Below are 20,173 nucleotides of genomic sequence, written 5' to 3'. Positions count from 1 at the left end.
CCGTGATTTGTGCACGTTTTTCCGCGGTCGGCGCGGAAAAACGTGCACAAATCGCCGTGTCCGCCAATTGGGGGACAACGAATTCATCCTGTTCGGGGGCCAGCCGGTGGACAGACGCCGCGGACCTGCCGCGAAAGGCTATGAGTCATCAAAAGCCAACAGCAGCAGGAGCATTCAGATGAGCATCGTCACCCGCTGGGTCAGCTACTTCATCATCGTCATCGGCCTGACCGTCGCACCCGGACTGATCGCGATCGGACTGGCCACCTCGGCCCACGCCTAGCTCGCCTGCGATTTGTGCACGATTTTCCGCGGTCGGCGCGGAAAATCGTGCACAAATCACGTCTGGGCGACCACGAAAATCCGGCGGAACGGGAAGAACGTCGTCCCGTCGGGCTGGGGTGGATAGGCCTGAGCCAGCAGCGGGATGATGTCCTGTCGGTACTGCTCCCAGGCGCCGTCGCTGAGCCGGGAGCGGACGTCGGTCAGCGCGGTACCCGTGATCCAGTCCAGCACCGGGGTTTCGCCGGTCAATTGGTGCAGATACGTGGTCTCCCAAGCGTCGACGGTGCAGCCCGCGGCGGTCAGTAGCGCCGCGTAACCGGCCGGATCGTCGACCACATTCGTCTCCCGGAACCGGATATCGGCCAGCGCCTCGGCGAACTCCGGACGCCGCGCCACCTCGCGCACGGCCTGATGCGACGGTGAATCGAAGTTCCCGGGCACCTGAAAGGCCAGCCATGCGCCTTTCGGCAGCTGCGTCACCCACCGCCGCAGCAACTCTCGATGTTCCGGAACCCACTGCAGTACCGCGTTGCTCACCACAACGTCGGTGTCCGGCGCGGGCGACCAGTCCGCGGCAGCGACCACCCGGGCGTCGACACCGCGAGCCCGCGCGGCCTCGACCATCTCCGGCGAGTTGTCGACCGCTTCGATCAGCGCGCCGGGCCATCGCTGCGCCAGCGTGGCGGTCAGGTTCCCCGGACCGCAGCCCACGTCTGCGACCCGCCGGGGAGTCTCGGCACCGACGCGTGCCAGCAGGTCGTAAAAGGGGCGGCCGCGGTGGTCAGCGAAGGCAAGATAGGTATCCGGGTTCCACACATCCCCATCCTGCCGACAAGTCCCGGTGCGCGCCTGACATTCTGTTGGGTGATGGACGAGTCAGTATGCGAACTCTGGCAGTCGCTGCGCCTTCCGGGCCTCATCGACGTGCACACCCATTTCATGCCCAAGAGCGTCATGGACAAGGTGTGGAAGTACTTCGACAGCGCCGGGCCGCTCACCGGCCGCACCTGGCCGATCACGTACCGCACCGAGGAGCAACACCGGCTGGAGACGCTGCGCGGTTTCGGGGTGCTGGCGTTCACCTCGCTGGTTTATCCGCACAAACCCGATATGGCGGCCTGGTTGAACCAGTGGGCCGCTCAGTTCGCCGCCGAGACCCCCGATTGCCTGTCCACCGCGACGTTCTACCCCGAGCCCGGTGCGGGCTCCTACGTGGCCGACGCCATCGCCGGCGGCACCCGCGTCTTCAAGGCACATGTTCAGGTCGGCGGCTACCACCCGGCCGACCCGCTGCTCGACGATGTCTGGGCCACCATCGCCGACGCCGGCGTCCCGGTGATCATCCACTGCGGTTCCGGCCCGACTCCCGGTGCACACACCGGCCCGAGCCAGGTTCGTACCGTGCTGGACCGCTACCCGAACCTGAGGCTGATCATCGCGCATCTGGGCATGCCCGAGTACAGCGAATTCCTCGACCTGTGCGAACAATTCGACGGGGTGCACCTGGACACGACCATGGCGTTCACGCCGTTCATCGAGGAGACCATGCCCTTTCCACCGGCCGAATTGCCGCGCCTCGGCGAACTCGGTGACCGAATCCTGTTCGGCAGCGATTTCCCGAACATCCCGTACCGGTACGCCGAATCCCTGAACGTGCTCACCAAGGTCGCCCCCGACGACGAATGGTTGCGAAAAGTGCTCTACCGCAACGCCGCCAGTTTGTTCGATCTCTGATCCGAGGACGGGATCCGCCTGCGCGGGTTAGCATCGGCCGTGACCAGTACGCCACCCGGCGATGCATTCGCCCTGCCATTGCCGGTGCCCGACGTCCCGGGCGCTGACAGTACCGCCCGAGGGTTGCCGCGCCGCGCCGACCTCACCTGGCAGCAGAAATTGATCGTCGACTCCTCCGCGGTGGCCGACCTGGGACTCCGCACGGCCCTGGCCTCCGTGATCGGCGCCGGCATGATTCCGCGCATGGCTGCCGCCGCGATACGAGACCGTGCCGGCGACGACCCTGACGCCCTGCGGTTCTACGCCGAACTCGCCGCGACGAAGGACCCCGGGCAGTGCTTCCCGGCTCCGGCGGAATTGCCGCGCGTGGTGAGCCGTTCCGCAAGTGTCGTGGCGGAGCGGGTCGCCCGTGGCCGGGTGCGGAACATCTCCTTCCAGAGCAGCTTCGAGGCCGTCTATCCGGGCATCCGCGACCGGCGCCGCAGCTACGCGCGCAACAACGTGGTGCACGCCCAACACTGGCAGCACGACGACGGTCCGCACCCCACGCTGTGTGTGATCCACGGGTTCATGGGCTCGCCGTACCTGTTCAACGGCCTGTTCTTCTCGCTGCCGTGGTTCTTCCGGTCCGGCTACGACGTGTTGCTCTACACCCTGCCGTTCCACGGACCCCGGGCCGAGAAGAACTCTCCGTACAGCGGCTACGGCTTCTTCATGGACGGCATCCCCGGCTTCGCCGAGGCCATGGCGCAAGCCGTGCACGACTTCCGTTCCGTCCTCGACCATCTGGAGCACACGGGCGTCGATCGCATCGCGTTGACCGGGATGTCGTTGGGCGGCTATACCTCAGCACTCATCGCGTCCGTGGACGACCGGATCCAGGCCGTGATCCCGAACGTGCCGGTGGTGACGCCGGACCGGACGGTCGACGAATGGTTCCCGGCCAACCTGCTCGTCCGGCTGGGCAACAGGTTGGCGGGTACCGACGAGGAACTGGTCTCGGCGGCCGGCCGCTATCACTCGCCGCTGAACTACGCGCCGTTGGTACCCGAGGACCGGCGGCTGATCATCGCCGGCCTGGGCGACCGCCTGGCGCCGCCACAGCAGGCCGAAATACTCTGGGAACACTGGGATCGCTGCGCGTTCCACTGGTTCCCGGGCAACCACATCCTGCACGTCAGCCAGCCCGACTACCTGCGCCGGATGACCAAGTTCATGAGCCCGTTCATGTTCGACGGCAGTGAGTATCCGGCTGACCGGGCATCGACCTCGCGTTGATCCCGCGGTCGAGGCGCCTATTCGAACCTCTACGCCCCAACCGCAGACTGAACCGCGGCCGTAGTACCCGTGTCGTGCACAGCCAGTTCCGCGAGCAGTTCGGCGGTCAGTGCGCCGGTGCGCGTCCCGAGACGACCGGCCGACGACGGGGCCATCGCCGCCAGCAACTGCCCCTGCCGACCGGACTCGCGCGCCAAGCCCGCGACGGCGGCCGCGGCGGGTGCGTTCGCGGTGCGGACCGCGCAGGCCGCGGAAATGGTTGCCCCCGGCGAGAATTCGAGCACTGTGCACAGTTCCGTCGTCGATGACAGAGCAGCCAGGCATTCCGGCAGGCGCTGATCGGCGGGCAGTCCATAGGCCGTCAGGTAACCGTCCCCGTCACGGACCGCCCGCCAGCTCTCGCGGGCATCAGGTGCGACGAGTGCGGGTGCCGCCTCGGTGACGCCGACGGACACACCGGCCTCACGCAACTGATCACCCAGTCGTCGGGCCACCTTCTCCGCCGTGTCCGCGAGCGGCAGGTCCGACGACCGTGCCTGCAGCGCGGCAATGTTCGACGCCGCCGCCACCGTCACGCTGACCCACGCGCGGCGCATGTCGTCGAGGCGACGTTCGGTGACCCGCACCGAATCACACCGGACGCCATAGCGGTCCACGTACGACGCGACGAGAGGCAATGCGTGGTAAGGGAATTCATCGGCTTCCAGCACCACGGTGACCTGATCAGCCGCAGCCGGCGGCGTGCCACGCCGGTTCCGGCGCCACACCGCGACCCGGCGAGCCACCATGGTGGTCAGGAACATCCCCCGCCACCAGGCGAACACCAGCAGCACGACCGCAACCGCGACGCCCAGGATCCACTTCTGTGGCGTCGTGTGCCACGGGTACGTCATGGTTGCCGGGATGATCGCCAGCAATGCCAACGTGATTCGGGCCGTCATCGGGCGCCGTCCTTTCTGCGGTACGCGACCAGGGCGATCAGTGCGGCGATCGCCAGCACTGCCGCACCGGCGAACGCGATGGTCCGGGGCGTGGTGTCTTTCGGGGCCGGCTCGGGCGGCATCGCAACAGACACGGCTTTCGGTGCCGCATCCGTCGCCGGCAGATCCCAGGTCAGTGCGGCCACCGGGTCGACGACGCCGGCGCCCACCAGGTTCGACGGCATGCGCGCGGCACCGTGCGCGGTGGCGGTGAGCCGGCGCGTCACGTCAGCGGCGTTGAGCGCGGGAAAACGACTGCGCACCAACGCCGCAACGCCGGCGACATACGCCGCGGCGTAGCTGCTGCTGCGCAAGGGGAACAGATCGCCGCGCTCGTTGGGCAACGCGTTGGCCAGACCACTGACTCCGGTCGACGCGATGTTCTCCCCCGGTGCCGCGATGCCGACCCACGGGCCGGGTGTGGTGAAGTCCGACGGCTGTCCAGCCGTGTCCAGCGACGCTACCGACAGTACGTACGGCTGCCACCAGGACGGGATCGACACAGACTTGACGCCGGCCCAGTTGCGCGGGTCGGCCGCATTCCCGGCGTTGTCCAGAGGGTTCGCCTCGCACGAAGGGCCACCCGCCAGACCGGCCCGATCATTGCCGGCCGCGGCGACGATCACCGCATCCTTCTCCTGCACAGCGTATTTCAGCGCCGCACCCAGTTCGGTCTGATCGACGGGTCGATCAGCGGGCAGGCAGGTGGCCGCCGTGACGGCGATGACCTTGGCGCCCAGATCCGCAGCGTGCACCACGGCCCGGGCAAGCGTCGCGACCTCGATGGTGGCGTGCGCCGCGGCCGGGTCTCCCCCGTTGCCGCGCGGCGCATACCGCTCGGAGGTCTGGCGGATCGCGAGAATCCGCGCACCCGGTGCGACGCCGGAGAAGCCGTCCGCGCCGGGTTGCCCGGCGATCAATCCTGCGACCAGGGTGCCGTGGCCGTCGCAATCGGTAAGCCCATCAGTGTTTTCCACGAAATCACCGCCGGCCTGGACATTGGGTAGCCGCGGACCGGGGTGCACGCCGGTGTCGATGACCGCCACCGTCTGTCCCTCACCGCGGCTGAAAGCCCAGGCGCCCGGCACGTTCAGCAGGGCATGGCCCGGGCCGGGTGCGCCCGGATCGGTGCCGGGCAGGACGCCGGCCGTGACGCACTCTCCGCGCTGGCCCATCGCTGCGACGGGGCCGACGCTGCCCGACGGCGGCGTCGCGTGCTCGTCGACGTGCGGCGGCACCACGGCACCGGCGGTCGGCGCCAGCGCCGACGGCCCCATTGCGGCGGTGGCAACGAAAGCGACTGCCAGGACGGTGGTTCCGCGCCGGATGGCCATCATCACCGGTTGATGACCCAGGCGAACAGACCCACCAGGTAGGCCAGCACCGGGATCAGTGACGCGTCCAACGCGGTGGCCGCGAAGCCGACCAGTCGACGCATCGGCAGCGAATAGGTCTGCGGGTCGGCCATCTGAGGGTTCAGTGCGGCCACCACGCCGACTGCCACGAGCACCGCGAGTACGCCCAGCGACCACCACGCGTCGGAGTACTGGCCGCCGGCGGTGAACACCGTAAGCAGCACGGCCGCAACCAGGTACGGCTGGCTCAGCAGCCACACCTTGCACGGCACCGAGTCCCAGATCCGGGCCCGCAGCGCGGTCGCGAGGGCGGCGGCCACCACCACATACCAGGCCCACGGCGACGGGTGCGTCCCCGCCACGAGAACCACCGACCCTGCCGTGATGGTCAGCACGGCACCTGCGAGGAACCCGGTCTGGTGCGCGTCGCACACGCGGACCCGGCGCGGCAGATCAGCCAGCACGGACAGCGGCAACGCCGACGGTGTCGGATCACCCGGCGCCGGGATGTTCGGCACCGGGAACCGGGCCCACAGCGTCGACAGCTGTGCGGCCTGGACCATGACGAGCAGCGCGAAAACGATCAGCACAGCGCCGATCACGGAGCTGCTGAGCTGCCAGACCGACGCGGCGCCACCGACGATCATGCCGGCGATGCCGAGGACTGTCGTCGCGGTGAAGGCCGCGATGGCTTGTCCACCGACGGTGATGCTGACGATCGACCAGGCCGCGATCGCCGCCGCGCCGAGCAGCAATCCGGCCGGACCGGACGGACCGGGGACGGCCAAGACGAAGGCCGCGCCGACGGGAAGCAACGCCGTCAGGCTCAGCGCCGTCGCCAGCCGCGGCATGGCGGGCCGGGTCAACAAGGCGGCCGCGACGGTCAGTACCGCCACGCCCACAACAGTGAACAGGCCGGCCGGCTGGCCTGTGTGTACTCGCACCAGCGTCGCCAGCGCAGTGGCGAGCACCGCGAGGGCGACGATGCCCCCCGCCGCGAAGCGACGGATATGCGGATTGCCCCATGGGTTTTCGCGCGCTGCGGAGAAGATCGCGGCGGCATCGGCGATGTCTTCGACAATGCGAGGCGCCGGCGGACCCGCAGGCACCGGTTGCAACGCCAGCAGGTCACCATCGACGACGCCGACGGTGTCCAACGTCGCTTCGAGGCTGTAGGTGGCGCCGCCGAGCGGAGCCAGAGACAGCTCAGCGCCGGTGGCGGCATCGGGTGCCCCGTTGACTCCGATGATGCGCCGCACCGCGGGCACGATCTCGCGCAGCGGCAGGCCGGTCGGCAGGGCGACGTCGGTGAGTCGCCCGCGACCACCCTGCTCGTCGCCTGCGGCGAGCACCGCGACCCGCACAATCGGCATCGCGGTACTACCAGACGTGTTGGGGGACATGTTCTTTCCGTTCTCCAGTCGAAATCTCGAAGTCTCGGGTCAGGTTCGCCGTGGGGAACCAGGGACCGTCGGGCAGGGTCGCGGTCAGTCGCTGCACTGCAGCGGTGACGGCGAGGTCGGTGCCCGGGGCGAAAGTTGAAATCCAGGTGCCGTCAGCGGCTTTCACCGGTGCCACGACAACGCGTCCGGCGGTGGTGTCCACGATGCTGACGCCGACATCGGTGGTGATCCGGTGGCCGTCACGGTGATCGCCCGCGACGATCTCCACGTAGCTGCGGCCGGGCGCGAACGCGGCGCGCACGACGGCGTGCGCACTCGGCGGGATGCCGAGGTGGTCCATCACGTCGTCCAGCGACTCCCCGCGGCGCAGTCGTTCGTCAGCTTTGGCCCCGATGTGGGCGGGCAAGGCGAACTCGCCGAACCGCGCCGGCGGCCGGCCGGACAGCCCTGCCGTGAGCACCGGCACCAGCGCATCCGGCGATGCAACGGTCAGTTCGGTACAGGTCAGCAGGTGCTCGCTGCGCAGGACCGCCACCGTCACGTCGCCGCGGCGGGCGAGAATCCCGCGCAGCATGGCGCCGGATCCGGAGACCCATCGCAGTTCGAGCCAGCGCCGGGGCCGGCACACAGCCCGAATCCAGTGCGCGACAGCGGGATGCACGGCGCCGTCAGCGGACAGCACCCCCATCCGCGTCAGCGCGGTGACCTGGTCCGCGTCGAACGCTGCCTTGGCCGACGGCTCGCTGTAGGGCTGGGTGATCGCCAGCACCCACGGAAAGCCCCCGGCGCCGAGACGGTCCGCGAGGAACCAGGCTTGCTCCGCGGTCAGTTCGACCGCGGAGACCGGGGTCTCGGCGTGTTCCGTACCGCTGAGCGATACGGAACGCGCCGAAACCTTTGGCCCTAAACCCACTTGGCGCCTTCGGCGCCGTCGCGGGCGCTCATCGACAGCGTGTTGGTCTCGTGGGTGCTCGCCATCGCCCGGTAGGCGTGCACGAGCTCTTCCATGGCGGTGTTCCACTGGGCCTGCCACGCCTGGTAGCTGGTTCCGGTGTCGCCCTGCCAGGCGCCGGCCAGGGCCGCCTGCTCGCTGGCGATGTCGAGACCGACGGCATGCAGGGCACCGGCATACGCGGTCATCTCGCCGGAGTGAGCCAGCATCGCCGGGTAGTTGTACATGATCTGGGACATGGGGTTTCCTCGCTTCGAAGTGGGGGCGCTGGCTAGACGGAGGTGTACGTGCCGGCCGCGGCGGTGTCCTGCGCGACGTAGGTGCCGGCGGCATCACCCAGGTTGACCTGCGCGATGTCGAGCAGGCCGTTGACCTTGGCGGCAACCTCCATGAAGCGGACGTGGGCAGCCTGGAACGCGACGGCCGAGTCACCCTGGTGGAAACCCTGGGCGGACTGCGCGGCCTGTTCGGCCTGGGCAATGGTGCTGCGCATCAGTGCGGCCTTGGCCGAGAAGGCCGACTCGGAAGCGACCAGCTGGGGGATGTGTGCGTCGAGCATGCTCATGGTGATTCCTCTCGGGGTTCTTCCGGATTTCTGTTGGTGGTCAAGCGTTTTGGTTCACATGGACAGGTTCAGCGGTTGGCACCGCCTTCCGATCCCCAGCTGCCGGGCAGCATGGGTTCGGTGGCGCCGCTCCCGAATCCGTTGCCGGTCAACCGGTTCAGGCCGGTGGCCGGCTGGTCCTGACGGGTCACCGTGCCGGTGAAACCGATCGGCCCGGCACCGCGGGCCGAGGCCAGAACGTCGGTGCGCGGGGCCCGGTCCGCCTCGAAGTCGTCCCCGAAATCGGGATCCACCTCGGAGTTCATGTCCATGTACTCGTCGCGGACGCCGCGCTCCTTGGCCGCGCGACGACGACGTGCGCGACGCCGCTCGGTGGCGGCGGCTGCGGCCGCCGCGGCGGCTGCGGCCGCGATGCCGGATGCGGGCGCCGGCGCCGTGGCGCCGTCCCGCAGCGTCGGCGTGAAACCGCCGCCCGGGTCGTCGACGGCCACCGCGTACGCCATCATCGGCGCGGGGGGCGCCGGCGCGGGAGCTGCGACCGAAGTCGGCGCTGGCGCAGGCGCGCTCGCCGGGCTCGCCGGGGTGGCCGGCACCGTCGGGGCGACGCTGACCACCGGCAACGGGTGATCGGCGGCCTGCAACTGCGGGGGCGGTGGGAACGCCTCGGCGAGTTCGGGTTCCGGTACGAAGTCCGGCTCCAGCAATGCCAGGAGACCCAGGCTGGACAGACCGACGGCGATCAGGGCCGGACCCCACAGCGGCGCGGTCAGCCCCACTCCCCACGTGGTCCAGCCGACGGGCTGGAAGAACGCCTGATAGCCCAGCGCGAAAAGCAGCGGGCCCCAGGTGGTCAACGCTTCCGAGGGATTGGTCAGGAAGTCGAAGAACATCTGCCGGATCTGACCCAGCGGGTCCTGCAGAAACTTCCAGATCAGGTCGCCGCCGGGCAGCGTCTTGATGTAGTTGTACAGGTAGTCGGTGATCGCGTTCGACGAGTCGAGCGACGTGCCGGCGTCCGCCGCCTGCAACTGGGCACCCGCCTGCGTGGCACCGGCCGTGGCAGTACCGGCCTCGCCGACGCCGACCGCCAGCATCATCGGCGCCGGCGTGGTCGCCGGAGTCGCCGCCACCGCCGCGCCCGACACCGCCTGGTACGTACCCATGATGGTCGCGGCCTGCAACCACATGCGCGCGTAGTCGGCCTCGTTCAGTGCGATCGGAATGGTGTTGATACCGAAGAAGTTCGTCGCGACCAGGGCCGCGTTCACCACGTGGTTGAGCGCCAATTCGGGCAACGTCGGCATCGCGGCCAGGGCCGTGCTGTAGGCCGCGGCGGCGGTCTCGTGCAGCGCGGCGTTGGCGGCGCTGTCGGCGCTGGCCTGGGCCAGCCAGGTGAGATACGGCGCGTGCGACGCGAGGTACTGCTCGGCGCTCGGGCCCTCCCAGGCCCCGGCCTGGACCTCACCCAACAGCCCGGTGAGTTCAGCTGCGGCCGAGGCATATTCGGCGCTCAGCGACTGCCAGGCAGCCGCCGCGGCCAGCAGCGGGCCCGGACCGGGTCCACTGGACAGCAGCGTCGAATGGACTTCGGGCGGCAGCGCCGCCCAGATTGGGCCGGTCGGCAGGCCTGTCCCCACGGGGGCGGTCATCTCAGCCGAGGACTGTCACGTAGGTGGCGGCGGCTCCGGCATCGCCCGTCGCGTAGCTGATGCCGGCTTCGGTGACACCGCCTCCGGCACGGCCGAGTTCGGTCACGCCCTGAGCCGCGACGGCCTCGTGTTCGGCACCGTGTGCGCTCAGGCTGATCGCTGTTTGCAGCGATACGGGATCCGCGGCGGGCGGGATCACCGCCGTGACCGCGGGAGCGGCCGCGGCATGGGCGGCGGCGAGCCGAGCGGTGAGCGCCTCGACGGCGGCACCGGCTGCGGTCAGTCCTTCGGGAACGACGCGCAAGGTCATCAGTGGAACTCCCCTCGTTGTGGTGCGGTGGCCCGGCCCGGAACCGGTTCGGCCACCAGCGGATTGATCAACTGGACGTACGTGGCTTCATCGCTGTCGCCGAGCACCATGGCGCGACCGGCGGGCAAGCGGTTGAACCGGTGGCCGCGGATGCGACCGCTGTCCTGCGGGTTGCCGGACAGCATGACGGTGGTGGCCTGCAGCTCACTCAGCCTGCGCAGCAGCGGGGCCGTCATCACCGCGTGGGCGGAGCCGGCGGCGCGCGCGGTGACGATCACCCGCAGCCCCAGTTCGGCGGCCTGGGAGAGCAACCCCAGCAGTGCCGTCCACGGCCGCTGGCCGACGAACGGACCACTGACGGCGGGCGCATCCGGGATTTGGTCGACGTCGTCGATGATCAGGTAGTGGATGTGGTTGCCCTGTCCGTTCCGGTAGGTCCACCCACTCAGTTCCGCGGCCGACAGACCCGCTGGGGGCCTGCGCTTCTCGAGCAGTGCCGCCAGCCCGAGCATGGCCGGGGTGACGCGGTCGACGTTCGGGGTGTACTCGTTGTCCGCGAACAACGGTTCGTCCACCAGGTGCAGCCTGCGGTCGATCACGGTGAACGCCACCGACTGCGGCGTGGAGTTGTCCCGGATGGTGCGGATCAGATGCCGCAGCAGCGTGGTCTTGCCGGACTTGGCGTCGCCGAACACCATCAGCAGCGGGTTGGCCGAGAAGTCGACCGCGACCGGCGCCAGGTCCTGTTCGCGCTGACCGATCACTACCGTCTCGGGGTTCCGGTACAGCGGCGCAAGGGTTTCCGGGGCCAGATCAGTCGGCAGCAGGCGCACGGGCGGCGCCGTCTGCCCCGCATACCGAGCGTTGATGGCCGGGATCGCAGCGAGATCCGGTTCGGCGAACAAGAAGTGCTCGGCCGCCATGGTCAGGCCGCGGCCCGGCTGGTCGGCGGGGACGCCGTCGGCGGGGCGGGACAGGGCCGCCACGCCGGGCGTACCTGCTGATCGCACATTGCTGTCGCGCGAGTCGGCCAGCTTGAGCTCGAGCCGCAGACCCAGGCCATCGCGCATCGCGAGCGGCACCTCGAGCCAGTTCGGCGTCGTGATCACCACGTGGATGCCGTAGGCCATCCCGGAGTTGACCAGTTCGGTCACCTTGGCCAGCAAGGGGTTACGGGTGTTGAACGTGTCGGTGTTGTCCCGGCTGAACGCGTACAGGTTGTCGATCACCAGGAAGACGTCGCCGTAGCCATCGTCGCGCACGCCACCGTCACCGGCCGCGGCACGCGCCTGGCGGGACGCGAGCAACTGCTCCAGTTCACCGAAGGTGCGACGGATACGCTCCGGCTCCAGCGGCGACGCCACGCTGCCGACATGAGCCAGTGGCTTGAGCGAGCGCAGGCCGCCGCCGCCGTAGTCGAGGCAGTAGAAAGTGACAGCACGCGGCGAGTGCGTCGCGGCGGCCGACAGGATGAACGTCTGCAGTGCGGTCGATTTCCCGGACTTCGGCCCACCGTGGATGACGAGGTTGGCCGCCGCCGAGGTGGCATCGAAAACCAGCGGATCGCGACGCATCTGGAACGGTCGGTCGATCTCGCCCAGCGGCCAGCGGCCGTGGCCGGCGGGAATCTCGGTGCCCGCCAACAGCTCCGGCAGCGCGATCGGCTCGTCCAGCGGAGCCAGCCACAGCCGCGGCGCCCGCGGGCCGTACTGCGCCAGCTGCTCCCCGATGGTCGCGACCAGCTTGCGCGGCGGACGTAGGCCCGGCGTTTCGTCGGTGACGATCACGGTGTCGGGGGCCGGGGTGACGTGGCCTGCCGGGAACAGCTGAGGCTGCGGAACTGCATGCACCACAACGGCTTTCTCGGCACGCGGCGGGTCGTAGATGCCGTCCACGTACGTGCTGCGGAACTTGACCGGCACCGCGCCCGGGGTCGGGACCAGGAAGCCTTCGCCCTTGTGTTCCGGACCGGCCTCGATGTGGTACGCGTCCTCCACTCCGATGATCTGCCGGCTGACCGACGGGCTCGCGACCTTCAGACCGATGCGGTACGAGGTGTTCTTGTCGATGTCCTTGATCCGGCCCACGTCCAGGGTTTGCGATGCGAACAGGATGTGGATGCGGAACGAGCGGCCCTTGCGGGCAACGTAGTCGAACAGTTCGGCGTATTCGGGATGGTCGGCGAGCATCAGCGAGAACTCGTCGGCGACCACCAGCAGCGTCGGGATCGGGGGCAATTCGATGCCGCCCTCCCCCGCCTGCTCCCTGGCAGCTTCGTACTCCAGCACCGAGTTGAAGGCGCTGCCCTGCACCCGCCGGCCGGCCTCCATCAGCAGCTGTTCCCGCCGCGCCACCTCACCGCGCAGGGTGTCCGCGAACCGGTCGGCCAGCGAGCGCTTCTCGGCCATGTTCGAGATGACGGCGACGACCTGCGGGAAGTCCCGGAAGATGTCCGCGCCGGCCTCGCCCTTGAAGTCGGCGTAGATGACGATGAGACGCTCGGCCGAGTGGGTCGTCAACAGCGACAACAGGATCGACATCAGGGTCTGCGACTTGCCGGAGCCCGTCATGCCGATCATCAGGCCGTGCGGCCCCATGCCGCCTTCGGCTTCGTCCTTCAGGTCGAACATCAGCGGTTCACCGGTGGCGGTCACGCCGATGGGCACCCGGAGTTCGTCGGCCCGGGTGCGCGGCGCCCACAGACCGGCGACGTCGAGCGCGGCGGCATCGGGGATGCCCAGCAGGGTGCCGAACGTGGCCAGCCCGCCGCCGGTGCTGCGCGCCCGGTTCGGGTTGGAGTCCCAGCGTGCGAGGCCGCGCGCCAGGTGCGCGGCCTCCTGCGGCGAAAAGTCGTCGGCGACATCGAAGTACGACTGCCACCCGGCCGCTGCCCACCGCTCGATGCGACCGCCGGCCACGCGCAGCACGAGGCGCTCCGGGTCCGGGTACTCCGGCTGTTCGGTGCCGCGCTGCACCACGGTGACGCCGGCCAGCCCGGCCCGCGGCAGGAGCTCGCCCAGGTCGGCGTGCGGGTCGTCCACGACGATCAGCAGGTGCCGCAGCGGTGCGGTCTCGGCGGCGCCGAACGGCTCCCGGTCCGCGAGTTCACCCGAGAGCAGGCCGGCGAGTTCGGGAACGCCCGCGGCCAGGTAGCGGGCCGGTCCAACGCCGTCGATCTGGCCGGGAATGTCGCTGTGCGGCAGCCACTTCAGCCACGACCAGGTTTCCGATTCCAGGGCCTCGGCATCCGCCGCCGCCAGGCCGACCCCGAGTAGGGCCGGGTCATGCCAGGTCACCGCTTGTGCGATCCAGGCGCGCAGCGCGCCCCGCACCTCGTCGGCGTCGCCGAGCACGGTGATCCGCGAGACCTTGGTCAGATCGATACCGCCGGGAATCGCGGGGACCGTCCGTTGGACATCGAGGAGTCCGCGCAATGCGCTGTGCGACACCGGCTCCAGATCGATCTCGGCGGCGGTGTCCTTGACCTGCAGCACCGTCTCCAGCCGCGCGTCGTGCAGCCCGGCGCGCACCACCAGGAAGTCGGCGTCGTGCGGGTCGCGCTCCCACTGGCGTCGGGTACCTGCGACGGCGGCCAACTGATCGGGTGCGGGGTGGGACCACTCGCGGGCGGCCCGCTGCTCAGCGGCCTGCGCGCGCACGTTGTCGCGCACCACCGACAGGTAGCGGAGGTAATCGGCGCGCTCGGCGTCGACCTCCTCGGTCCGGGTCTTGTTGTCCGAACCGCGGTAGAAAGCGGTGGCGGCCAACAGGAGAACGAACGGGAAGAACAACGTCTGCGGCGAGATGACGCGCATACCGGTGGCCACCAGCGCCACCACCATGCCGACGATCAGGATCACGATCAGGTAGGGCAACACCCGGCGCAACAGCGACGGCGGCACCAGCCGCGGCAGCTCCGGCGGCGGCTCGATGGTGATGACGCTCGCGCGGGTCGCCGGGACGGGCAGGCGGCGCCGCGCTTCGAAGATCAGACGGCTCACGGGTTCTCCCTCACAGCGACATCATTGGCCGGGCTGGTTCTGGTGGGGACGAGCGCCGGGATTTGCAGCGCGTCACTCCGCGACAACGTCGGGCCGGGCGCGAACTGGCTGAGGATCGACCACGGCACCGGCAGCGGTGGCGCGGTAAGACCCAGCGCGGCAGGGGTTTTGCGATCGGCATTGGTGGCTTCGCCTTCGGTGGAGATGCCGTAGCGAACACCGGTGTCGCTGATCCAGTAGCCGGACAGTGCCGGGGTGCCGGCCTGGCCGGTGGCCTGGACGAAGTATCCGGTGCCCGGCGCCACCGCCACCCGCTGCGCGGTGCCGGCGGCGCCGGCCAACGCCACGGTGTGCTCGCCCGCCGGCAGCGGCAGTGTCGCTCCGGACAGCAGGGTGAGCGAATTGGTCGTGGCGCCATCGTGTTTGGTCCAACGGGCGCAGGTCAACGGCGCCTTGGCGGCGTCGACGACGGTGAGCGGGTGCTCCGGGTACGCCGCGGCGCTGATCGCGGTGGAGACCGGGACGCGGGCCACCTGGTCGGCAGACAGCCGCGGCGGCTGCTCGAGTCCGTACGAGTCGGTGTTCCGCATGATCGCCGCGACGACTTGCGAAATCGGTTGCAGGCCATCGTCGAGGACCGCATAGTACTGGAGCGAGTGGTGCCCGTTGTCCGCCGCATCGTCCGTGCTGATCGCGGTGACCACCGCACCGACCGGTGCTGCGACCGGCATCGGGTACGGGGTCGGCTGGCCCGCGCCCGCGATCACCGGCGCGGCCAGCGGGGCCGACTCCGGGATTGCGTTGAACAGGCCATCGGCGATGGCCCGGGGCGCGGGCAGGGCGGTTCCGTTGGCGCCCAGACCGAGTGCCGCCGTCACCGCGCGGTTGTTCAGGTCGACCGCACTCCGCTTGCCGTTCCACAACAGCCAGCTGCCGCCGTTCACGCCTGCGGAGCCGACGCCGTCGTTGCGGACCAGCACCGCGTCGTGCGCGCCGAGCGCGCCGGCGCGGGAGCCGCCTTCGGTGAGTGCGCCCGTGATCAGGGTGACGCCCACCTCGGCGCCGGTGACCGCATCGCACACGGTCCAGTCGGCGTCGCGAGAAGTGTTGGGCACCATTCGTTCCGGGGCACCCGGGATGCCGATGAGGCTGCCGCGCGGGAACTTGTCCAATTCGGCGCTCGGGACCATGGTCGGGTTGTCCGGCCGTCCGGCGATGAGCCGGGCCGAGGTCAGATTCACGACCGGGTGCAGTTGGTCGCCCACCCGCACATACAGCGCGGAGGTCTCCCGGTCGGCCAGGATCACATCATTACCCGCGACGCCGGCGGGCCGGATCAGCGAGAAGACGAAGCAGCCTGCGAGTCCGGTGACGAGGACCAGCCCACCCACCAGCACCGAGCGACTCTGGGTCCGCAGCGGGTCGACCAGCATCCGGGTGTCGTGCAGGGCCACGCCAGATGCGATGCGCCGCATGAGGAATCGCCAACCCGACACCTGGTGACGGGTGACAAAGCCACGGCGGTACCGGACCTGCTCCGGGTTCTCGTTCACCGGCGTACGGGAACTGAAGGTCTTTCGATCGTCACTACTCACTATGTGGGCACCACCAGTCCGAGACCACGCAGCAACGGCGCGGCCGAGTTGCTGACGTCATCCGCGGTGATCGTCATGAGTTCGTCGTCGGTGAAGTCGTGCGCGGCAAGGTGATCCAACCGGTACTCACGTTCTTCCTCCGAGCGCTCCACCAGATTTCGCACGAAGCGGCCGTTGCCCGCGATGTCGAGGCTGCGGCGCGCGACACCGGCCGCGTCGGGCGTCGTCGCCGTCGCGAGGTGGCCGAACAGCTGCTGCATCTCGGCCTGCGCCGCGGATTCGAAGACGCTGTCCCGCTTTTCGGCCATCCGCATGGCGATCTCGGTGAGTTCGGTCGCCGAGTACGACGGGAAGTCGATGCTCCGCGTGAAGCGTGACCGCAGACCTTCGTTGGTGTCCAGGAACATGTCAAGGTCCTTGCGGTAGCCCGCGATGATCACGACCAGGCGGTTGCGGTCGTTCTCCATGCGCGCCAGCAGGGTGTCGATGGCGACCAGACCGAAGTCGTTCTTGGCGCCGGTGGACACCAACGCGTACGCCTCGTCGAGGAATAGGACGCCGTCGAGCGCACTGTCGATGATGGCGTTGGTCTTGGCCTCGGTTTCACCGATGTGCTGGCCGATCAGGTCGGCGCGATGCACCTCGCGCACCGTCTCTTTGCGCAGCAGGCCCAGACCGCAGTAGATCTTGGCGACCACGCGGGCGATGGTCGTCTTACCGGTTCCGGGAGGGCCGGCGAACACCAGGTGGTTGGTGCGCTGGGCCACGGCCAGGCCCCGCTCTTGGCGCCGAATAGACATGGCCACAGAGCTTTTCAGCCGGGCCACCTGATACTTGACCTCTTCCAGGCCGATGAACTCGGCCAGCTCGGCCTCCGCCTCGACCAGCAGATGCGCCTTGCGCGACTTGGCATCCGGATCGACGAACTCGGCCTCGGTGGGCTCGGTCTCGGGATCCCATGGGTTGTGCCGGGCCTCGATGCGGGCCGCGGTGGTCGGGTCGATGCCAAAGCTGGTGTCGGTCAACGCATGTTCGGCAGCGGCGTTGTCCGGATGGGCGGCGTACAGCTCGGCCAGCACATCGGTGGCCTCCTCGTCCTCGCCCTGGGCACGCAGCGACAGCGCCTTGACGAAGGTGCCGTCGACCGCGGCGACGGCGACGGGTCCCTCGGGGTCCTCCAGGTGCGACAGCGCCGGAGCGAACATGCCCAGGTGCGCCAGCGCGATTCCCAGCGCCACTCGCGCGGCATGCGCGTAGGACGCGTCCAGGTTCGGATCGCTCACGATCGGGGTCAACTGCCGCACCACATCGGACCAGCGGCGGGTGCGGTGATACATCGCCACCCGCACCCAACGCGCCGGCAACCAGCCCGGCTTGCGGTCGAGCAGTTCACCGACCAGTTGATCGGCGTCTTCGTATGCACCCGCGGCGGATAGCGTTGCGGCATAGGCAAGTTGGAATCCGTCCCGGTCGGCCGCCCGGAACTGCAGATACAGCCCACTGTCGTAGCTGAAGCCCAGATCCCCATCGGCGAGGTCGAGGGCGCGCTGCAGCACACCTGCCGTGGACACCGTCCGCCAGATCGCCTCGACCACGTCGGGCGTAGCCGCACCCGCGGCAGCCAGACCGGTCCAGGCGTCGCAGTGCTCGCCGGCGATGCGCGTCAGCGTCAGGAAACCGCCCAGGGCGGCATCGAGATCAGCCGGACGACGGCGACCGTCGACACTCAAGCCGAGCGCCAGACAGCTGGTGGAGAACCGGGTCAGTACGTCGCGGTCGACGCGTGCTGCCCGCTGCGCCGCATCAACATCGGCGACCACTGTGTTACTGCCCGCGCTGCTCGGTCGCACGTGGGTCCTTTCCGTCATCGACACGCCGGAGGTCGATCCACCACTCATATGGCGATCGCCTCCGGGCGGCACGAGCGCCCGACACGTGGTCGTGCAGCCGCTCTAAGAAGGAGTCGGCACCCGGGACGGATTGGTTCCCGGCGGGCCGAGAGACGGGCACTGTGCCGCCGCGACGGCGCGCCGAGCTCGAAATGCGCCGCGGCAGATACCGCAAATGTGTCAGTGCCCATCGTGGTGTTCGCGGGGTATTAGCGACCCCGCATATCTCCTTAAGTATGCCTAAGCTAACTCAGCGAAGTTAGCATTGCATAACTTAAGTTGTCGAGACGCACCCCACCGCGACGGCGGGTGACGACGCTCACTCCTTGACGGCGGTGACCAGGCTGTTCGAGGCGATCATGGTGGCAGCTTCCGGATTGGTCGGCACCGGACGACCGACCGCCCGGAAGTAGTCGGCGAGCCCGGTGGCTTCCGCGCGCCACCCCCGCGAGCCGAACCAGTCCGCCGCCGGCGCGATCTGCTCGTTGTAGATCAGCTTGAAAAAGCCGTCTGCCATCTCGTCCGACGCAGCACGCTTGGCCGCGAACACCTCGGCCGGCATCGGTTTGCCCTCTTCGATGGCCACCCAACTGCCGGGCGCTGCCAGCGCATCGATGCCGGCGAACAACTGCTCCTGCGCGGTGGCCGGCAGATAGATGAGCAAGCCTTCGGCGATCCATGCCGAAGGCCGCGTGGGATCGAAGCCGGTGTCCGTGAGCGCCGTCTGCCAGTCGTCCCGCAGGTCTACCGCGATTTCCCTCCGCTCGGCCTTCGGGGCGGCCCCGTTGCCGGCCAAGACCTCGCGCTTGAACTCCAGCACCCGGGGCTGGTCCAGCTCATAGATGACGGTGCCCTCCGGCCAGTCCAGTCGGTAGGCGCGCGAGTCCAAACCCGCGGCGAGCAGCACGATCTGACGCACACCCGCGGCCGCGGCACGCTGGAAATATGTGTCGAAGTACTTGGTCCGTGAGCCCTGGAAGTTGACGAACGGTTCGCCGAACTCGGACGTCGCCAAAGGATGTTCCGGGGCTTCGCCGTCCAACACGTCAGCCCACACACCGCCCACCGCGCGCGTGAACACCTCGGCATATTGGTCCACCGCAAGCGGATTGGGCTTCGCCGCCTCCAATGCGCGCGCCGCGGCAACCATCACCGCAGTCGATCCAACACTTGTGTTGATGTCCCAGCTGTCATTGTCGCTCCGCACCCGCGCGAGGGTACGCCGACAACGTGACGCCGGCTCAGACCAACGGACGTCCGGTGCGGATGCGCCAGTTCAGATCCATCAGCATCCAGTTGAAGGGGAAGCGCCGCAGCGGCCCGGGTAGCACGCGGTTGACCACCTTCACCAGCTTCATCAGTGAGTTGAAGCGCTTCTGCCGCTTGGCATCCCACGGCAACCGCATCTCGTCGCGGAAGCGTTGCGGTAGAAAGCCGGTGGTGAGCAGCAGGGAGAACGACTCGAACCAGCGTTGCAGCGGCCCCGGGAATTGCAGCCCCTTCATCCGCACCGCGGCAATGGGATACAGGTACTCGCGCACCGTGTCATCGATGTGCACCTGGTCCAGCGACTCTTGCCAGTACTTGTCGAAGGCGGCACGGTCGGCCGGCCACATCTCCGGCGTCACCTGCAGCGTGGTGCCCATGGTCATGCCCTGGCGGTAGAACTCCTCGGCGGTCTCGTCATCCAACTCTCCGACGACCAGGCGATACACATCGAGCGCGCCCTTGAACAGACAGGCCGCCACCCAGAGCTGCAGGTTCTTGTCCATGGCGCTGTACTTCACCGGACTGTCCGCGGTGGAGTACACCTGCCGGTGAGCCGTGTTCACCGCGCTCCGGAATGCCGTCTTCTGCTCGTCGGAACCCAGGATCGCGACAGCCAGGTAGGTGAACGTGGTCCGCGCCCGCTTGATCGGGTGCAGGTCCGTGCGACCGCTTTCCACGCGGCTCTCGACCACGCCATAGCCGACGCCGGGCCGGGCCAGCTGCATGATCACGTTGGCCGGTCCCGCCAACAGCGAGGCACCGACCAAACTGTCTGAGTACTGGACACCGCGACGCACCCGGCGGCCCGGCGCGCACGCATTGACCGGCAGCTCGACCAAATCGACCGTCATTGGTCACTCCTCGCAAAAGTGAGAACGATTGATTCCAGATATTGCACGCGACGCGGT

16 protein-coding genes are annotated in these 20,173 nt (G+C 68.9%); 2 read left to right on the top strand and 14 right to left on the bottom strand.

Annotated elements, in window-relative coordinates; all coding sequences use genetic code 11:
• Positions 1–339: 339 nt before the first annotated feature.
• Positions 340–1,101 carry a trans-aconitate 2-methyltransferase gene (locus G6N59_RS18665; RefSeq protein WP_138228304.1) on the bottom strand — a complete coding sequence of 254 codons (762 nt, stop codon included), beginning with the start codon at positions 1,099–1,101 and terminating at the stop codon, positions 340–342.
• Between the two features lie 51 nt (positions 1,102–1,152).
• On the opposite strand from G6N59_RS18665, the gene G6N59_RS18660 reads away from it, so the two are divergent.
• Both G6N59_RS18660 and G6N59_RS18655 read left to right on the top strand, forming a co-directional pair.
• On the top strand, positions 1,153–2,019 hold the full coding sequence (locus tag G6N59_RS18660) for an amidohydrolase family protein (RefSeq protein ID WP_138228303.1): 867 nt from the start codon (positions 1,153–1,155) through the stop codon (positions 2,017–2,019).
• A gap of 39 nt (positions 2,020–2,058) precedes the next feature.
• Positions 2,059–3,297 (top strand): alpha/beta hydrolase family protein, encoded by a 1,239-nt coding sequence (locus G6N59_RS18655; RefSeq protein WP_138228302.1) that lies wholly within the window; start codon positions 2,059–2,061, stop codon positions 3,295–3,297.
• A 29-nt stretch (positions 3,298–3,326) separates the two neighbouring features.
• Here G6N59_RS18655 and eccE read toward each other — a convergent pair whose 3' ends face one another.
• The 13 genes from eccE to G6N59_RS18590 form a co-directional block, all read right to left on the bottom strand.
• Positions 3,327–4,238, bottom strand: a complete 912-nt coding sequence (eccE, locus tag G6N59_RS18650; RefSeq protein ID WP_138228301.1) for a type VII secretion protein EccE — start codon at positions 4,236–4,238, stop codon at positions 3,327–3,329.
• A complete protein-coding gene (gene mycP / locus G6N59_RS18645) occupies positions 4,235–5,614 on the bottom strand; it encodes a type VII secretion-associated serine protease mycosin (RefSeq protein ID WP_163911461.1) in 1,380 nt (459 codons plus the stop codon). The genes eccE and mycP overlap by 4 nt, the downstream gene beginning before the upstream one ends.
• Positions 5,614–7,035 (bottom strand): type VII secretion integral membrane protein EccD, encoded by a 1,422-nt coding sequence (eccD, locus tag G6N59_RS18640; RefSeq protein ID WP_275938269.1) that lies wholly within the window; start codon positions 7,033–7,035, stop codon positions 5,614–5,616. The genes mycP and eccD overlap by 1 nt, the downstream gene beginning before the upstream one ends.
• Complete coding sequence (locus G6N59_RS18635; RefSeq protein WP_138228345.1) at positions 7,013–7,864, bottom strand: ESX secretion-associated protein EspG; 852 nt, start codon at positions 7,862–7,864, stop codon at positions 7,013–7,015. The genes eccD and G6N59_RS18635 overlap by 23 nt, the downstream gene beginning before the upstream one ends.
• Before the next feature lie 74 nt (positions 7,865–7,938).
• Entirely contained in the window at positions 7,939–8,226 is a 288-nt protein-coding gene (locus G6N59_RS18630) for a WXG100 family type VII secretion target (RefSeq protein WP_138228300.1), read from the bottom strand.
• Between the two features lie 32 nt (positions 8,227–8,258).
• Positions 8,259–8,552, bottom strand: a complete 294-nt coding sequence (locus G6N59_RS18625) for a WXG100 family type VII secretion target (protein ID WP_138228299.1) — start codon at positions 8,550–8,552, stop codon at positions 8,259–8,261.
• Positions 8,553–8,620: 68 nt separating this feature from the next.
• Positions 8,621–10,201, bottom strand: a complete 1,581-nt coding sequence (locus G6N59_RS18620; RefSeq protein WP_163911458.1) for a PPE family protein — start codon at positions 10,199–10,201, stop codon at positions 8,621–8,623.
• A 1-nt stretch (position 10,202) separates the two neighbouring features.
• The gene (locus tag G6N59_RS18615) at positions 10,203–10,511 is read right to left on the bottom strand and encodes a PE family protein (protein ID WP_138228287.1); all 309 of its coding nucleotides are present in this window, start codon (positions 10,509–10,511) and stop codon (positions 10,203–10,205) included.
• A complete protein-coding gene (gene eccCa, locus G6N59_RS18610; protein ID WP_138228286.1) occupies positions 10,511–14,512 on the bottom strand; it encodes a type VII secretion protein EccCa in 4,002 nt (1,333 codons plus the stop codon). Before eccCa ends, G6N59_RS18615 begins: the two co-directional genes overlap by 1 nt.
• Positions 14,509–16,110, bottom strand: coding sequence for a type VII secretion protein EccB (gene eccB / locus G6N59_RS18605; protein ID WP_138228285.1), 1,602 nt, complete (start codon positions 16,108–16,110; stop codon positions 14,509–14,511). The genes eccCa and eccB overlap by 4 nt, the downstream gene beginning before the upstream one ends.
• On the bottom strand, positions 16,107–17,957 hold the full coding sequence (gene eccA, locus G6N59_RS18600; RefSeq protein WP_407665719.1) for a type VII secretion AAA-ATPase EccA: 1,851 nt from the start codon (positions 17,955–17,957) through the stop codon (positions 16,107–16,109). The genes eccB and eccA overlap by 4 nt, the downstream gene beginning before the upstream one ends.
• Positions 17,958–18,315: 358 nt before the next feature.
• A complete protein-coding gene (locus G6N59_RS18595; protein WP_138228284.1) occupies positions 18,316–19,203 on the bottom strand; it encodes a class I SAM-dependent methyltransferase in 888 nt (295 codons plus the stop codon).
• A 34-nt stretch (positions 19,204–19,237) separates the two neighbouring features.
• On the bottom strand, positions 19,238–20,116 hold the full coding sequence (locus G6N59_RS18590; RefSeq protein ID WP_138228283.1) for an oxygenase MpaB family protein: 879 nt from the start codon (positions 20,114–20,116) through the stop codon (positions 19,238–19,240).
• Positions 20,117–20,173: the final 57 nt, after the last annotated feature.

Origin of the sequence: Mycolicibacterium aubagnense (genome assembly GCF_010730955.1) — a bacterium.
Taxonomy (GTDB): Bacteria; Actinomycetota; Actinomycetes; order Mycobacteriales; family Mycobacteriaceae; genus Mycobacterium; species Mycobacterium aubagnense.
The sequence above is the reverse complement of the archived record's forward strand: the minus strand, read 5'-3'. Positions and strand labels throughout refer to the sequence as shown.

Excerpts from the sequence above, each read along its gene's own strand:
- G6N59_RS18660 (WP_138228303.1), top strand. The coding sequence starts at position 1,153 with ATGGACGAGTCAGTATGCGAACTCTGGCAGTCGCTGCGCCTTCCGGGC.
- eccE (WP_138228301.1), bottom strand. The coding sequence starts at position 4,238 with ATGACGGCCCGAATCACGTTGGCATTGCTGGCGATCATCCCGGCAACC.
- mycP (WP_163911461.1), bottom strand. The coding sequence starts at position 5,614 with ATGATGGCCATCCGGCGCGGAACCACCGTCCTGGCAGTCGCTTTCGTT.
- eccD (WP_275938269.1), bottom strand. The coding sequence starts at position 7,035 with ATGTCCCCCAACACGTCTGGTAGTACCGCGATGCCGATTGTGCGGGTC.
- G6N59_RS18630 (WP_138228300.1), bottom strand. The coding sequence starts at position 8,226 with ATGTCCCAGATCATGTACAACTACCCGGCGATGCTGGCTCACTCCGGC.
- G6N59_RS18625 (WP_138228299.1), bottom strand. The coding sequence starts at position 8,552 with ATGAGCATGCTCGACGCACACATCCCCCAGCTGGTCGCTTCCGAGTCG.
- G6N59_RS18620 (WP_163911458.1), bottom strand. The coding sequence starts at position 10,201 with ATGACCGCCCCCGTGGGGACAGGCCTGCCGACCGGCCCAATCTGGGCG.
- G6N59_RS18615 (WP_138228287.1), bottom strand. The coding sequence starts at position 10,511 with ATGACCTTGCGCGTCGTTCCCGAAGGACTGACCGCAGCCGGTGCCGCC.
- G6N59_RS18590 (WP_138228283.1), bottom strand. The coding sequence starts at position 20,116 with ATGACGGTCGATTTGGTCGAGCTGCCGGTCAATGCGTGCGCGCCGGGC.